The organism is Gammaproteobacteria bacterium (genome assembly GCA_003696665.1).
GTDB lineage: Bacteria > Pseudomonadota > Gammaproteobacteria > Enterobacterales.
Genome location: RFGJ01000603.1, coordinates 1 through 1,005, shown reverse-complemented (window position 1 = coordinate 1,005; position 1,005 = coordinate 1). Strand labels below are relative to the sequence as shown.

At 49.9% G+C, this 1,005-nt stretch carries 1 protein-coding gene; it reads right to left on the bottom strand.

Features of this window, described 5'->3' with window-relative positions:
* Positions 1-65 precede the first annotated feature (65 nt).
* Entirely contained in the window at positions 66-974 is a 909-nt protein-coding gene (locus tag D6694_14660; protein ID RMH35563.1) for a hypothetical protein, read from the bottom strand.
* Positions 975-1,005 lie beyond the last annotated feature (31 nt).

Here is a 1,005-nt window from a genome sequence, read left to right as displayed (position 1 = left end):
CTAACGCTCAGCATCAGCGGCGGCGTGCAGCGCCGTCCGCTGCATGCTGTTGTTATGCAATTCCATCACCAATATCGCGCTTCCAAATAGTTAAGCCAAGACTTTGTATCCGGCAACTCGTATGCAGGCCTAAGCATCTCTTCCGGGTCAATCGCAATGTACTTCTCCGGTCTTTTCAGCAGTGTTCGCCACGCTTCGTGGATGTCCGATCCCTGTAGACCCGGCGAGGTAATCCTCTCTTTGAGTGCTTTGTTCTTGTTTGGAATCACATGCACGTTAAAACACCTCGCACATTCCATTTCACCGTGTATCTCAAACTGCCAGGCAAGAAGAGTCTGTCGCATCATTTGGTAGAACGGTTCATAGTATAGATCCTGCGGTTTGACGCCGGTAAGGAACGGGCTATCCTTGCTCGAAATCAACGGGTCATAGACTTCTGCCCGTCGAGGGATGTACAGGTTATCGGGCCTGTAGGATTCAGTGTACTTCCATTCAATTAGGAACAGGATGACTTCCCTTTCAGCTGTCGCGCCGCACATAACGGCATCCACTGATGTACAGTTTGTGCCTCTCGTGAAGGCAGGTTCTTTCAAGTACTGACGGGAACCAATGTACTCAAAGTCAACAAACCCATTTCCGATAGGAAGAGACTCAACAATACTCGGCTCGATCTGCTTCAAAACCGATGTTGCCACGTCGCATCTCTGACGGAGAGGGTATAGGTGATTAACGCACGCGACCTGTGAGGATAGCAAATGTCCAGTTGGATCTTCTTCCGTGCCCTTCCACCAAGCGATCCCGTTCGCGACAAAGTGGTATTTGGCATCGTCTCTAATGCCAGCCCACAGGTTTAGAGAAGGGTCTTTAAGTACGAAGTCTCGTTCTTTGCCAAAAAATATGCCCGTGCCAGGATCCTTGAACAGGTAGTCACGCGTCGATACGGCGCGTTGCCTTTGCTCTTCCCTATAGTTCATGTAGGTACCCTATTTTTATGGACGCATAACG